The sequence below is a fragment of the Mesorhizobium sp. B3-1-8 genome (genome assembly GCF_006439495.1).
Classification (GTDB): Bacteria; Pseudomonadota; Alphaproteobacteria; order Rhizobiales; family Rhizobiaceae; genus Mesorhizobium.
Genome location: NZ_VFTK01000002.1, coordinates 102126 through 116320, shown reverse-complemented (window position 1 = coordinate 116320; position 14195 = coordinate 102126). Strand labels below are relative to the sequence as shown.

12 protein-coding genes are annotated in these 14195 nt (G+C 63.9%); 8 read left to right on the top strand and 4 right to left on the bottom strand.

The annotated features are described in order from the left end of the window. The first annotated feature begins 129 nt into the window (after positions 1-129). Genes FJ424_RS02455 through FJ424_RS02445 form a run of 3 tightly spaced genes read left to right on the top strand, consistent with a single transcriptional unit; the run spans position 130 to position 4693 of the window. Positions 130-1599 carry a family 16 glycosylhydrolase gene (locus FJ424_RS02455; protein WP_140652245.1) on the top strand — a complete coding sequence of 490 codons (1470 nt, stop codon included), beginning with the start codon at positions 130-132 and terminating at the stop codon, positions 1597-1599. A gap of 52 nt (positions 1600-1651) precedes the next feature. After that, entirely contained in the window at positions 1652-3373 is a 1722-nt protein-coding gene (locus tag FJ424_RS02450) for a type I secretion system permease/ATPase (protein ID WP_140652247.1), read from the top strand. A gap of 3 nt (positions 3374-3376) precedes the next feature. Beyond that, on the top strand, positions 3377-4693 hold the full coding sequence (locus FJ424_RS02445; RefSeq protein ID WP_140652249.1) for an HlyD family type I secretion periplasmic adaptor subunit: 1317 nt from the start codon (positions 3377-3379) through the stop codon (positions 4691-4693). A gap of 44 nt (positions 4694-4737) precedes the next feature. Here the strand turns inward: FJ424_RS02445 and FJ424_RS02440 are convergent, their stop codons facing one another. Both FJ424_RS02440 and FJ424_RS02435 read right to left on the bottom strand, forming a co-directional pair. Then, complete coding sequence (locus FJ424_RS02440; protein ID WP_348640105.1) at positions 4738-5043, bottom strand: RidA family protein; 306 nt, start codon at positions 5041-5043, stop codon at positions 4738-4740. A gap of 71 nt (positions 5044-5114) precedes the next feature. Further along, on the bottom strand, positions 5115-6248 hold the full coding sequence (locus tag FJ424_RS02435; RefSeq protein ID WP_140652252.1) for an FAD-dependent oxidoreductase: 1134 nt from the start codon (positions 6246-6248) through the stop codon (positions 5115-5117). A 450-nt stretch (positions 6249-6698) separates the two neighbouring features. Here FJ424_RS02435 and FJ424_RS02430 point away from each other — a divergent pair, with 450 nt between their 5' ends. Further along, complete coding sequence (locus FJ424_RS02430) at positions 6699-7700, top strand: ornithine cyclodeaminase family protein (RefSeq protein WP_181181991.1); 1002 nt, start codon at positions 6699-6701, stop codon at positions 7698-7700. Between the two features lie 4 nt (positions 7701-7704). Continuing rightward, on the top strand, positions 7705-8847 hold the full coding sequence (locus FJ424_RS02425; RefSeq protein ID WP_140652256.1) for an aminotransferase class V-fold PLP-dependent enzyme: 1143 nt from the start codon (positions 7705-7707) through the stop codon (positions 8845-8847). Between the two features lie 13 nt (positions 8848-8860). Here the strand turns inward: FJ424_RS02425 and FJ424_RS02420 are convergent, their stop codons facing one another. Together FJ424_RS02420 and FJ424_RS02415 are read right to left on the bottom strand one after the other, a co-directional pair. Beyond that, entirely contained in the window at positions 8861-9838 is a 978-nt protein-coding gene (locus tag FJ424_RS02420; protein ID WP_140652257.1) for a LysR substrate-binding domain-containing protein, read from the bottom strand. 146 nt (positions 9839-9984) lie between these two features. Further along, positions 9985-11313 carry an amidase gene (locus FJ424_RS02415; RefSeq protein WP_140652259.1) on the bottom strand — a complete coding sequence of 443 codons (1329 nt, stop codon included), beginning with the start codon at positions 11311-11313 and terminating at the stop codon, positions 9985-9987. Between the two features lie 366 nt (positions 11314-11679). Between FJ424_RS02415 and FJ424_RS02410 the strand changes: the two genes are divergently transcribed. The 3 genes from FJ424_RS02410 (at position 11680) to FJ424_RS02400 (ending at position 14053) form a co-directional block, all read left to right on the top strand. Beyond that, positions 11680-12465, top strand: coding sequence for a transporter substrate-binding domain-containing protein (locus tag FJ424_RS02410; RefSeq protein WP_140652261.1), 786 nt, complete (start codon positions 11680-11682; stop codon positions 12463-12465). A gap of 177 nt (positions 12466-12642) precedes the next feature. Continuing rightward, on the top strand, positions 12643-13365 hold the full coding sequence (locus FJ424_RS02405) for an ABC transporter permease subunit (protein WP_140652262.1): 723 nt from the start codon (positions 12643-12645) through the stop codon (positions 13363-13365). A 1-nt stretch (position 13366) separates the two neighbouring features. Beyond that, the gene (locus tag FJ424_RS02400; protein ID WP_140652264.1) at positions 13367-14053 is read left to right on the top strand and encodes an ABC transporter permease subunit; all 687 of its coding nucleotides are present in this window, start codon (positions 13367-13369) and stop codon (positions 14051-14053) included. The last annotated feature ends 142 nt before the right edge of the window (positions 14054-14195 follow it).

The following is a 14195-nucleotide window of genomic DNA, read 5'->3' as shown; positions in this document are numbered from 1 at the left end:
AATACTGGCAATTTTCTCTGTACTAATTGCTTGTTTTCGGGAACCATAGTCCACGTTGCAAATTGGTTCGAAGTGGTCGTTTGAACCTGCAATGAACCTCCGGGCGGGGCAGCGCGGAAGGATTCTCCGATGAGCTTCGTCGTCAACGCGGTAGGCGTTCCTCTTTACTATAGCGGCGCTTCCAACCATTGGCTTTCGGCGGCCTCGTCCGGACCTGCCTTGTATGGCACCTCCGGCAACGACTCCATCTGGGGCGCCAGCGGTGTCAACGTCACCATGTATGGCGGCTCCGGCGACGACATCTATTACCTCTATTCGGCGAGCAACAAGGTGTTCGAGAACCCTGGGCAGGGCGTCGACACGATCAACACATGGATGAGCTACATGCTGCCGGACAATGTCGAAAACCTCGTCGTCACCAACGCCCACAACTACGCCTTCGGCAACGCGCTGGATAACATCATCACCGCCACGGCGGGCGGCCAGACCCTGGACGGCGGCGCGGGCAATGATGTCCTGATCGATGGCGGCGGCGGCGCCGACACTTTCATCATCGCGAAGGGCAACGGGAGCGATTCGATCGTCAATTTCGCGTCGAACGATACCGTGCGCCTCGATGGCTACGGATTCACGTCGTTCGCCGCCATCCACGAGAACCTGATCCAGGCGGGACCCAATGTGATGCTGAATCTCGGATCGGGCGAGATTCTCGAATTCAAGAACATGACGATCGACAAGCTGCAGCCCAACCAGTTCGAGCTGCCAATCGACAAGTCCGGCATGACGCTGTCCTTCAGCGACGAGTTCAACACGCTGAACCTTCACAACAGCCAGGGCGGCACCTGGGACACCAACTTCTGGTGGGGCGCGGCGAACGGCAGCACGCTCACCCGCAATGGCGAGCTGCAGTGGTACATCGACGCCAATTACGGCCCGACCAGCTCGGTGCATCCGTTCAGCGTGCAGAACGGCGTGCTCTCCATCACCGCCGCGCAGGCGCCGGCCGACATCAAGCCGTTGATCAACAACTACGAATACACCTCCGGCATCCTGACCACGCATGACTCGTTCTCGCAGACCTATGGCTATTTCGAAATGAAGGCCGACCTGCCGGAAAATGCCGGCGCCTGGCCAGCCTTCTGGCTGCTGCCGGAGGACGGCTCCTGGCCGCCGGAGCTCGACGTGATCGAAAAGTATGGCCAGAACCCGAATTCGCTGCTGATGACCGCGCATACCAACCAGACGGGCCAGCACACGACTGTCGGATCCACGGTGAACGCCATGGACACCGCCGGCTTCCACACCTATGGCCTGCTGTGGACGCCGGACAAGCTGGTCTGGACCTATGACGGCGTGCAGGTCGCCGAAGCGGCGACGCCGTCGGACATGAACAAGCCGATGTACATGCTGGTCGACCTTGCGATCGGCGGCCAGGCCGGCGCGCCGCCGGACCATCTCGCCACACCGGCCGAGATGAAGATCGACTATATCAGGGCCTATACGCTGAACGACTTGCCAAGCCAGGCGGCGGCGCTGACCAGCCACACCGCAAGTAGCACGCAGCAGCATCTCGGCACGGCAAGCGAGCATTCGGCCTGATTCGGACGTTAGGCGACTGCCCGTGATCCGGGTTGGAGAGGGAGTGCGGGAAATGACGGGACAGTCGGGATTGCCGCCAGTCTTGCGTCGCGCCATCGCCGATGTCGGGCTGTTCTCGCTGCTCATCAACCTGCTGCTGCTGGTGATCCCGCTTTACCTGCTCCAAATCTATGACCGCGTCCTGCCCTCCTCCAGCCTCGAGACGCTCGTCTATCTGTCGGTCATCGCGATCGCGGCGCTCGGCTTCCTCGGCTTCCTCGACGCCATCCGCGCGGTCTACACGCAGCGCGTCGCCGCGACGGTCAATGACAGGCTTGGCGCAAGAATGTTCGCTGCTTCGCTCGGCGCCAGGAACGCGCCGTCGCCGCTCACCGACCTCGCCTCGGTCTGCGCCTTCATCCGCTCGCGCGGCGTGGCGGTGCTGTTCGACCTGCCCTTCGCGCCGGTCTTCCTGGCGCTGCTCTACCTGATCCATCCGCTGTTGTTCTGGGTGACGCTCGGCGGCGCGGCGCTGCTCGTCGTGCTGGTCTTCGCCAATCAGTTCGCCATCGGCAGGAACGATGCGCTCTCGGCGGAGCGTTCGGCCTTGGCCAGCCGGGCCGAGCAGGCCTTTGCCCGCAACGCCGAGACGCTGCGCGCCATGGGCATGGTGGAAAACGCCGCGCGCGCATGGGGACGCCATGTGGCGGAGGCGCTTGTCCTGCATGACCGTTCGGCCAGCGCCAACGCCATCTTCAGCGGCGCTTCGCGGGCACTGCGCATGATGCTGCAGCTGGCGATCCTCGGCACCGGCGCATGGCTGGTGCTCAAGGGCCAGATGACGGCCGGCATGATCTTCGCCTCCTCGCTGGTGTCGTCGCGCGCGCTGCAGCCGCTCGACCAGTTGATCGGTTCCTGGCGGCAGCTCGTCGAGGCGCGGCGCGCCTGGACGCGGCTCGAGGGCACCCTTTCGGCGCAGCCGGCAGAGGCGCGCAAGCTCGTCTTGCCCGACCCGACCGGCGCGATCTCTGCCCAGGATCTTTTCTTCATCGCGCCGAATGCCACGTTCGGCGCCGAGCCGATCCTCAAGCGGTTGGGTTTTGCGATCAAGCCCGGCGAGGCGGTGGCGATCATCGGCCCGAGCGGCGCCGGCAAGTCGACACTGGCGCGGCTGCTTGTCGGGGCAGCCCAGCCGAGCGGCGGCTCGGTCAGGATCGACGGCGCGGAACTCAGGACCTGGGACGAAAACCAGCTCGGCCGGCATATCGGCTATCTGGCGCAGGAAGTGGAGCTTTTCCCCGGCTCGGTCCGCGAAAACATCGCCCGCTTCGACGCGGACGCGGACGACGCGGCAATCGTCGAGGCGGCAAAACGCGCCGAGGCGCATGAGCTGATCCTTTCGCTGCGCGACGGCTACCAGACGGTGATCGCCGGGACGCTGTCCGGCGGCGAGCGGCAGCGGATCGGGCTCGCGCGCGCCTTCTACGGCAACCCGCGCATCCTGGTGCTGGACGAGCCGAGCACGCATCTCGATGGCGTTGGCGAAGCGGCACTCGAGGCAGTGCTTGCCGCCGCGCGCGCCGCCGGCGTCACCACGATCGTGATCACGCATCGCCCTTCCATCGCCGCGGCCTGCAACCGCGTGATGGTTTTGCGCGGCGGCGTCATCGAGGCGTTCGGGCCGAGCGCGGAGGTGCTGCGCCAGCCGGGCAAGGGCACGCGGCAGAGCACGGTGGTGACCGGATCGTTCGCACCGACCATCCGCGCCTCGCAGAGCATCCGCTATGGGTCCTGAACGATGACGCAGAGCCTCACCTTCGACGGCCACCCGCGCACCGATTTCCGGCGCGCGGCCTTCGCCGGCTATGCGGCAATCGCGTTGATGGTCGGCGGCTTCGGCTATTGGGCGGCTAAAGCGCCGCTGGCCGGCGCGGTGATCACGCAAGGCACGATCGCGGCGACGGGCGGCAACATCCTGATCCAGCACCGCGACGGCGGCATCATCAGGCAGTTGCTGGTGCATGAAGGCGACCGCGTGCGGGAAGGCCAGAACCTCATCATGCTCGACCGGACCGCCGCGGAAGCCGATCTCAACCGCCTGACAAGACAGTGGATCGCGCTGAAGGCCAGTGCCGCGCGGCTGGAGGCCGAGCGCGACGGCCTCGCCAGGCTGGCGCCGATCGCCGAGCCCGCGCCAGCGCCGTTCCAGCCGGAATTCGAAAACCTCATCCGCGAACAGCAGAAGGAGTTCGACGCCAGGCTTGCACGGTTCCGCTCGGAGCAGTCGATCCTGGCGCAGCGCGTCGCCATGCACCGCGAGTCGGTCAAGGGCTTGAACGCGCAGAAACTCGCCATCGAGCAGCAGGCCGAGGTGGTGAAGAAGGAGCTCGGCATCAAGACCGACCTTCTCAACCGGGGCCTTACCGACCGCAGCGAATATTCGCAGCTGTTGCGCTCGGAGGCCGACCTGGTCGGCCAGGCCGGCGCGCTGGAGGCGGACCTCGCCTCGGCCAGCACGCAGATCGTCGAGGCGGAGGCGCAGACCGAGCGCGCGACCACGCAGCGCGTCGAGGAAGCGCTGACCAAGCTCGACGATGTGCGCACCAATCTCGCCGACATCGAGGAGCGGATGCGCGCGGCGCAAGCGGTGCTGCAGCGCACGACGATCACCGCGCCGGCGGCGGGCATCGTCGTGTCGTCGACCTACAATTCGCAAGGCAGCGTGGTGGCGCCCGGCGAAAAGATCATGGAGATCCTGCCCACGTCATCCGGCCTTGTGGTGGACGCCAGGCTGCGGCCGAAGGACATCGACCAGGTGCATGTCGGCCAACAGGCGAAGCTCAGGCTCTCCGCGCTCAACGCCCGCCTGACGCCGGAAGTCCCGGCCACGGTGAGCGAGATTTCCGCCGACCGGCTGATCGACGAGGCTACTCACGAGCCCTATTTCCGCGCCAGGTTGAAGATCACCGATGCCCTGCCCCAGGGCGTGAAGAGAGAACAGCTCTATCCCGGCACCCCGGTCGACACCTTCATCAGCACCGGCGACCGGACCTTCTTCGAGTATCTGGTACGCCCGATGATGGATTCTTTCGCAAGGGCGTTCAGGGAAAGGTAGCGGCGGCTTTTCGCAGGTTCGCACGCCGCTTCGCAGCGCTATCCTCAGCTTGCCGCGGTAAGCTGGATTTCGACAAGTATTTCGGGCAGCGCGAAGCTTGCTCCGACCGTGGCACGGGCCGGTGGCTCGGCGCCGTCGAGCCAGTCGACCCAGGCCTTGTTCATCGCATCGAAATCCTCGACGTCCTTCAACCATATCTGCGCGAACAGCAGCCGCGATCGATCCGCGCCGACGCTATTCAGAAGCGCATCGGCCTTTCTCAGTATCTGCCTGGTCTGGCCGGTCGTGTCGGCTTCCTTGTCATCGGCGGTCAGGCCCGAAAGATAGATCGTTCCGTTGTGGACGACGATCCGGCTGAGCTTCTCGTTCTTCTGGTATATCTTTCAATCTTCGCCATCGTGGGCCTGCGTTCGAAGAGGGATCATGCGTGCGTGGCGGCGCGTTTTGCGCTGGCCTGGAAGAAGCGCTGCGGACGGAACGTCTCCATCTCGTCATGGATCTTGCCGCGTACGACCTCGTCGGCCACCACCCTGCCCAGTTGCGGACCGATGGTGACGCCGCTGTGCGTCACGGCCATATAATGGCCGGCGACGTCCGGCATCGCGCCGGCGCAGGTGTAGCCGTCCTCCGGGAAGGGTCGCACGGTGGTGCGGATGGCTTCCACACCCACGGCGCGAAGCGAAGGCAAGACCTTGCCTGCCGCCTCCAGCAGCGTCTTCGCCTCGTCGCCCGCGGGGCTCAGCGGCTGCGGCTTCTTGAAGGTCAGATCCACCGAGACCTTGTGGATCATGATGCGGCCGGCGCCATCGGGACGGATATCCAGATCGTCGGCATGCAACTGGCTGCGCAGCGTCAACGCCACCGGCGGGGTGAAGGCGAGCACGCCGATCGTCGAGGACAGCGGGATGCCCTGGGCATCGCCGAGCCTCTGGCTGGACCAGCCGCCGGTGCAGTTCACCACGGCATCGGCGGCGTAGCGCTCGCCATCCGCCGTGCGAACCGCCCGGACGCGGCCGCCTTCGGTCTCGATCTCGATCACGCGCGCGTTGACCCTCACCTTGGCGCCCCAGCGCTCCTTGGCCGCCCGCAAAAGCCAGGCCGAATAAAGGACCGGATCGACCCAGCCCTCCTCCGGATAATAAGAGACCGGACAATCGCCAATGGCAGCGATGTCGATATCGGGCTCCATCTCGGAGACCAACTTCTTGTCGATCCACTCGACGCCGTAGCCCCACTCCTTCATCTGCCGGAAGTTCTCGAAATAATCATCCATCGACTCCGGCACCGTACGCCAATCGAAACTGCCGGTTTGCGTGAACCATGGAGCGGCGCCGAAGTCGCGCTTCAGTTCGAGATGGGCGCGCATGCCCGCGACGTTGAGATCGAAATAGGGCCGCGGCCGCTTGGTTGTCGCGTTCGTCCAGGCAAAGCTTACCGCCGACGTTCCTCCCGCTATCCTCCCGGCCTCCAGCACGACAACCTCCGCTCCCGCCTTGGCGCATTCATAAGCAGCAGAGCTGCCGACAATGCCGGAACCGATGACCACGACGAGCATATTGATAACCTCCGATAATATTTTACTCTTCCTGCCAATCAGTTATTTTAATATTGGCTAGGCATTTCATTCCACTCTATGGCCGAATTACCAACATTCCGAGTGTATTTCTATCTCTGATATTGCCTATTCCATCGGTACTATTTTTTTCGCGCAGATGATTTGCCGCGGATATCCAGCGCGACATCTGAGCTGGCTGAAAAACATTGCAACGGGCGGGCAATCACGGTCAATTGAACTGGCCGCTCCCGTTGGTGGCCAAAAGTTATGAACCGACGCGTGCCGCGATCCGACGGATGCATTCGTCGGCGCATGATGCCGCATGGGCAGCTTCTCGCACGAAGTTATGAAAGTCGTGGGCAAGAGCTTGCGAAGGCGGTGCTAGGCTCGGCGGAGCCTGGCGCACACGCTGGCATATATGGAGGTCGGTGGAATGGAAGAGACCGCAAGGTGAATGCCGAGACCGAATTCCTGCTGATCGACAGGAACGCGATCCGCCAGGCATTGACGCTTCCCCTGGCGCTTGAAGCGACCGAGGCGGCGCTGCTCAAGACCTCGAACGGCGCAGCCCGCCAGCAGATCAGGCGCACGCTCGACCTGCCGGGAGCGGCAGGCAGTTGCCTGTCGCTGATGTATGCCGCGCTTGACGACCGGCCGCTGTTCGGGGCGAAGGTGCTGTCGGTGTTTCCCGGCAATTTCGCCCACGGGCTCGCGTCTCACCGCGGCGGCGTCTTCCTGTTCGATAAGGATCACGGGCGGCCCGTGGCCTTGATCGACGGGGGAGAGTTGACGGCGTGGCGAACCGCGGCCGCGAGCACGGTCGCCACGAGGGCGCTGTCGCGCGCGGGCAGTTCCATGCTGACCGTCCTCGGCTATGGCGAGCAGGCCCGCCGGCACGTCGAGGCCATCTCGCAGGTGCGGCCGATCCGGGCGGTCCATGTCTGGGGCCGCGATCTTGCAAAGGCGCAGCGCTTCGCCGAGAGCCTATCGACCGACGGCTTCGAGGCGGAGGCGCACCGCGATGCCGGCGAGGCCGTTCGCCGAGCCGACATCATCTGCACGACGACATCGTCCGAGCAGCCGGTGCTGTTCGGCAGATGGCTGCCGCCCGGCGTCCACGTCAACGCGGTCGGCGCGAGCGTCGCCTCATGCCGCGAGATCGACGTCGAATGCGTGCGCAGATCGAAGACCTGGGTCGATTACCTGCCCATGGCGCTGGTGGCCGCGGGGGAACTGGTCGAGGCGATAGAGAGCGGCGAGATCGGCCGCGACCATATTCGCGACGAGATCGGCGACGTGCTGGCTGGCATCAAGCCCGGCCGTGCCGGCGATGCCGACATCACCCTCTACCGGTCCCTCGGCGTTCCGGCCCAGGACATCGAGCTTGCCAATCTTGTCTATGCCCGCGCCCGCGAGGCCGGGCTGGGCACTTCGATCGATTTCAGGTTGTGACGCCATGCTGAGCTGCCAGCGCGATCTCTTTTCCATACCCCGCGAGACGGCCTATCTCGACGCCGCCTACATGTCTCCGATCCCGAATGCCGCGGTCGCGGCCGGAGAGGCAGGCGTCAGGGTGAAGGCCGAACCCTGGAAGATGACCATCGCATCCTATTACGACGATGTGGAACAGGCGCGGCAGCTCGCCGCCTCGATGGTCGGCGCCGCCACCGACGACATCGCCATCGTTGCCGCCACCAGCTACGGCATGGCGATCGCGGCCGCCAACGTGGCGGTTCCGGCGGGTTCGGCGATCCTTCTCATGGAGAACGAGCACACCTCGCACCGATATGTCTGGTACGATCTGGCGCAGCGCTCGGGCGCTCTTGTCGACATCGTTGCGCAACCGGCCGACGGGGATTGGACCGGCGCGATCGTATCGGCAATCCGCAACTCGGGCCGTCCGATCGCGGTCGTTGCCGGCACCCTCGTCCACTGGTTCGAGGGCATGGCGATCGACCTCGAGGCCGTGGCGGAAGCCGCGCGGGCGGCAGGCGCCGCGCTTGTCGTCGACGGCACCCAATGGGTGGGCGCGGTGCCCTTCGACGTCCGTCGCGTGCGGCCGGATTTCCTGGTCTTTGCCACCTACAAATTCCTGCTCGGTCCCTATCGCCTGGCCTTCCTCTACGCCGATCCGCGCTGGCACGAAGCGGGCCGCACGCTGGAGCATCATTCATGGAACCGCCTGGGCGGCGATCGGTCCGACTTCTACAAGGTGACGGTGGCGGAGTTTCTGCCGGGCGCGCGGCGGTTCGACATGGGCGAACGCTCCGATTTCGCGGTCCTGCCGGTGGCGATCGCCGCCATGACACTCATCCGCGAATGGACCGTCAGCCGGGTGTTCGACCGCCTTCGCCACCTCAACGAGTGCGTCTGGGCCGAGGCGGAAAATCGGGGGCTCCCGGTCGCGCGTCCGCGCCACCCGACGCCGCATATCTCGATCCTCGATATCGGCGATCGTCTGTCGCCGGATGCGGCGCAGGAATTGAAGCGCGTCAATGTCCATGTCACGCTGCGCGGCACCAAGATGCGCGTGTCGCCGCACGTTTACAATGACGAAGCCGATATCGAGCGCCTGTTCCGCAGCCTGCCGCTCCGTTAGATCTCGATGCCGGCTAAGCCGACCTCGACCTCGAGGCGCTGATTCCAGCGTCCACGCCGTTCATGAAGCTTCTCGTGATCTGGATGAGATGCTCGGTGAAGGCGTCCGCCGCCGTCGATGCGATGACGCCCCAGGGCCGGTAGACACTGAGATTCAAATCGAGATGCGGCCGGAAGTCCCTGATCTCGATCGGCAAGTCGCGCGCCAGCCAGGCGGAAAGCCGGTCGACGACCGTCACGCCCGCCCCGGCGGCGACAAGCGCGATGCAGGCGCTGGAAAGGCTCGCCTCCACCTTCAGCAGGCGCTTGACGCCGCGTTCCTCGCACAAGGCATCGAGCTGCCGCCGCATCGGATCGGCGGAACCCATCGAGATGAAGTCGAGACCGTCGAGATCGTCCGCCTGGATGACGTCGAGCTCAGACAACCGATGCCCCGCCGGCATGACGCATACAGGCGGCGTCGCGGTCAGCGCGCGCCTGACGATGGAGGGGTTCTCGTCCGACGCGGTGACGCCGATGCCGATGTCGAGCTGGTTGCGGCTTGCCCTCTGCACCACCGTCGCGGAGCTGCGGATATCGAGCGAAATGGATACGGACGGATGCTGGTTCGAGAAACTGGTTATGATGGACGGCAGCAGCGTGGAGCCGAAGGCCGGCAGCGCGCAGATATTCAGCCTGCCGCTGCGCAGCTCGCGGATTTCCCTGGCGGCGCGGGAGATGCCGCGCGCGGATTCGAAAACCCGCTGCACCTCGGCATAGAGCATGTGTGCTTCAGGGGTCGGGATCAGCCGCTGGCGGCTTTTCCTGAACAGCTGGAAATCCGCCTTGTCGGTGAGCTGCTGAAGCATCTTGCTGACGGCGGGCTGCGTGATGTCCAGCGCATCGGCCGCCTTCGTCGTCGTGCCATGCAGCATCACGGAAGCGAAAATCTCGATCTCGCGGGGCGTGAACTCCGCGTCTTTCGCAATCGTGTCCTTTTCAGTGAACTTCATGGCCGCTGACCACCCGTCGATCGATACGCCGCCGAAGCAACCCACGGCGAGGCCGATGTTAACGAAGCATAGCCGTCGTTCCAATAGCCCCACGAATGAAGTTTATTCCTGCAGGTTATGAACTTTGGCTGTTCGCGAGACGCGGGTCAGCTTCCGGTCAACGCCTCGACCAGATCGAGCAAGGCCGCATCCCGGCCGGGAAGAGCGGCAAGCTGTACCGATACCGGAAGGCCGCCCGGAATATCCAGGGGCACAGCCAAAGCCGGCATGGCGAGCACGTTCGCCCAGCGGCGGAACCGGCCACCGGCCATGCCCCACGACACCAATTCCCCATTCACCTGCGTGAGTTCGTCCGCAAGCCGCGGCGCCGATCCGGGCGCGGTCGGGACGGCCAGCGCATCCAGGCCCGCCATCCTTGCCATGACCCGCCTGCACGCTTCCTCGCGAACCTCTACGGCTCTGTCATAGACGTCAGCGCCGATGCCGATGCCATCCTGCAGGAAAGCGCGAACCGCCTCGCCAACCAGATCAGGATTCCGCTCGATCGGCTCCCGGTAGATCTGCGCAAATTCGTACTGCAGGATCGTCAGGCCCGCGGCGACGAACTCCTCCCTGTCGTCGAAGGCGATTTCCACCGTGCGAACGTTTGAACGATCAAACAGCGCGGCCAATGCGGTCTCGACAGTGCTGTCGACGGGAGCGCCGGTCAGTTCGGGGCAGATCCCGATCGTCATCCCGGTCCTCGACGCGCTTTGCTTCCCATCCTGAACGCTGAGCCGCGTTCCCGCCAGCGCCTCGGTCACCAGGCGAACATCCCTCGCCGAGCGCGCCAGCACGCCGACGCAGTCCAGCGAAGGCGCGATACCCATCACGCCGTTCGTATCGATCAAGCCGTTGCTCGGCTTATAACCAAACAGTCCCGTTGCGGCGGCCGGCGACCGGTTCGACCCGCCGGTATCGGTGCCGATCGCCGCCGCGCAGAAGCCCGCGGCGACCGCGGCGGCCGATCCGCTGCTGGTGCCGCCCGTGCCACGGCTTCTGTCGAGCGGATTGACGACCTTGCCGAACCACGGATTGTCGTGACCGCCGGCGCAGAGTTCGTGAAGGTTGGTCTTGCCGATGACGATCGCGCCCGCCGCCTGAAGGTTGGCGACGCAGGCCGCGGTGTTTTGGGCGACCCGGTCGCCGAACAATCGGGAACCCCCGGTGGTCGGCCAGTGCTTCACATCGACAACGTCCTTGATCGCGATGGGCACGCCATGCAGCGGACCGCGCCGGCGGCCTGATCGGATTTCGCGCTCTGCCTGAAGCGCGGCATCGAGGGCTTCGGTTTCGCTCACGAAGATCATCGCCCTGATCTGCCCATTCAGATCGTGGATCCTTTCCAGGCAACCTTCCACGATCTTCACCGGCGGGAGGCCGGAAGCGATCTTCTCGCTCAGTTCCTCGATGGACCCGCAAGCATCGCTTTTCATCTGGCAAGCTCAAGTCGCACGAGATCTCGCTACCGTCATTTCCGTCGCCATGGGAAGGAGCCGATAGACGATGCCATAATCGAGATTTGGCGGACAGCGCCGAACCCATTTCCTTCGAAACGAGGCTAGCGGGGAAAACTTATGGTTGGACCGATCGCAGCACTCCGACGACGGCTTCGATCGCGGTCGAGGCTTGGGCCTGACTGCACCATCCAAAGCCTCATCACTGTCATAACTATTGGTGATGAACCCAGCCGCAGAGGGCATTAGATCGCCTTGATTTGACCTGTTAGCGTTTTCGAACATCGCCTGAGAAATCATCATCGCGAAAAGATAATCCAACAGAGACAATAAAGGGGAACCATCATGAAAAAGCTTGCAGTCATCGCATCGCTGATAGCGGCGACCCTCGGCGCCGCCAGCGCTCCCTCGGCAGCCGACGACGTCATCCGTTTCGGCGTCGCCGCCGAGCCGTACGCGCCTTTCTCGGTCAAGGACGCCAGCGGCAAATGGCAAGGCTGGGAAATCGACCTGATGAATGCCGTCTGCACGCAAATGAAGGCGAAATGCGAGATCGTCGATATCGCCTGGGACGGCATCATTCCCGCGCTGTTGGCCAAGAAATTCGACGTGATCTGGAGCTCCATGTCGATCACCGACAAGCGCAAGGAGGTTATCGACTTCACCGACAAGTACTACTATTCGCCCAACGTGCTTGTCGGTGCAAAGGCCGACACCCGACAATTCGACGTAGCAAAGCCGGACACTTTCAAGGGCGTTGCCGTGGCGGCGCAGAGTGCGAGCCTGCAGGCGACTTACATGCAGGACAAGTTGAACGGCATTGGCGACGTGAAGATCTATCCAACACTCGACGATGAAATCGCCGACATGACAGCCGGTCGCGTGGACCTGATGGCGGCGGCGGGAATCCAGATCCAGGACTTCCTGAAAAAGCCGGAAGGCCAGGCCTATGAAATCAAGGTCACCCTGCCGCATGAGAAGATGTTCGGCTACGGAGACGGCGGCGGCGTGCGCAAGGAAGACACAGCCCTCAGGGACCGCCTCAATGCGGCGCTCAAGGCGGTGAAGGCCAGCGGCGAATACGACACGATAACCAAGCGCTATTTCGACTTCGACATCTACGGCGATTGATCATCGGATGCACGGAGCCGGATGATTTCAGGTCGTATCGACCTGAAATCTGAATCCGTCTCCAAATCCGAGAACCAGAGCATGATGTCGTCCGACAGCCGCTTCGCACCTTTCGGCATCATGCCCTAGTGCCGGTCACCCGTTCTGGCCGGCACCATCCTCATTGGAACCTGCCGCATGGATTCGATCGTGTCTTGGCTGACCTTGCTCGGTTTCGGTGACAAGGGCTGGGGCGACGAATTGCTTCGCGGCGCTTTGCTAAGCGTCGAAATTTCGATCAGCGCCTATATCGTCGGCCTGGCGCTTGGCCTTGCGGGCGCCCTGGCCAAGCTTTCGAAGCGCCGGACGGCCGTTTTCGTCGCCGTCGCCTACACGACGATCATCCGCTCCATCCCGGACATCCTCATCATCTTTCTCGTCTACTATACCGCGACCGATGCAGTGCGTTCGGTCGTGACCTTTACCGGGCTCGCTTCCGAGTTTCAGATCAACGGCTTCGTCGCGGCGACGCTGTCGCTCGGGATCGTTCAGGGCGGCTACAGCACGGAAGTCCTTCGCGGCGCGATCGCCGCCATCCCGCGAGGCCAGGCCGAAGCGGCCCACGCGCTTGGCCTGACCCGCCGCCAGACCTTCTTCCTGGTGACGCTGCCGCAGATGATCCCGCTGGCATTGCCGGGGATCGGCAATTTGTGGCTGGTCGTCCTGAAGGAAAGCTCGCTGGTCAGCCTCATCGGTTTCACGGAGCTGGTTCTCGCCGGCAAGATGGCCGCCGGCGCGACGCGCGCCTATTTCCTGTTCTACTGCGCGATCGCCTTCGTGTTCCTGGTGATGTCGAGCCTGTCGGCGATGCTCTTCCACACTCTGGAAACATCCACCGCCAAGACCGGGAGGCGCAGATAGCGTGACAGAGTTCGGGCAATACCTCGCCAGCCAGCTCCTGGCCGGCATCCAGACCACCGTCATCCTGTTTGTCGGCTGCGCCCTCGTCGGCAATCTGCTGGCCATTCCGGTGGCGCTTGCCCGCTTGTCGGCCAAGGCATGGCTTCGCTATCCGGCGGTCGCCTTCATCCTTGCCTTCCGGGGCACGCCGCTGCTCGTCCAGCTCTACCTTTGCTACTTCGGCGTCGGCCAGCTTCTCGCCGGCGTGCCTTCGATCCGCTACAGCCCGTTGTGGCCCATGTTGCGGGGCGCCTATTGCTATGCGTTCCTCACCCTGTCTTTGAACACCGCGGCTTATTGCGGCGAGATATGGAGAGGCGCGATACAATCGATACCGGACGGGCAGCGCGAGGCCGGCCAGTCGCTCGGCCTGTCGAAAACGCGGATCATGATTTCCGTGCTTCTGCCCCAGGCTTTCCGGTTGGCGCTGCCGGCGATCGGCGGCCAGAATATCCTGCTCCTGAAGGGGACGGCGCTGGCCTCCACAATCACGGTCTTCGAACTCATGGGCGCGGCGAACCTCGTCCGCGCGCAGACCTTCCGCGTCTACGAGCCGTTGTTTGCCGCAGCGCTCGGATATTTCCTGCTGGCGGTATTGGTGACGACCGGCTTCGGCTTCTTCGAGCGACGGTTGGCCCGGCGGTATTGAGTGGCGCCGATATGGCATCACCAGGGTCTTCGACAGCCTTGCCGGGCCGGAGATTTGCAACGGTCAGAACCTGTAGTTCAGGCCGGCCCGAACCCGGTGGAATGCGACGTCGTTTTCAAGAGGGATATCGGGGCTGACGGTC